Origin of the sequence: Shewanella sp. N2AIL, from assembly GCF_022690845.1 — a bacterium.
Lineage (GTDB): Bacteria > Pseudomonadota > Gammaproteobacteria > Enterobacterales > Shewanellaceae > Shewanella > Shewanella baltica.
In genome coordinates this window covers 1-255 of record NZ_JALBYT010000124.1, presented here as the reverse complement: position 1 = coordinate 255, position 255 = coordinate 1, and the positions used below count along the sequence as shown (strand labels likewise).

Genomic DNA, 255 nt, shown 5'->3' with positions numbered 1-255 from the left:
AACAGGCTTTGATAAAAGCTTTCAAACAGGACATACCGCGGCAGAGAAAATTCAAGTTAAGATAGCTGACATGAGTGGTATTGGGGCTGGTGCAGCTGGAGACGTTGGAACTGCTACTCTTGCAAAGATAGATACTCAGATAGCAGCAGTGGATGCAGAGCGTGCGAAATTAGGTGCTGTACAAAACCGTTTGTCACATAATATCGCCAACAATGCCAACGTGCAGGCTAACGTCGCTGATGCGAAGAGCCGTAT

At 46.7% G+C, this 255-nt stretch carries 1 protein-coding gene; it reads left to right on the top strand.

Features of this window, described 5'->3' with window-relative positions:
• Positions 1–255: flagellin (locus tag MO387_RS21010; protein WP_277956722.1), on the top strand; the 255-nt coding region annotated here is incomplete at both ends.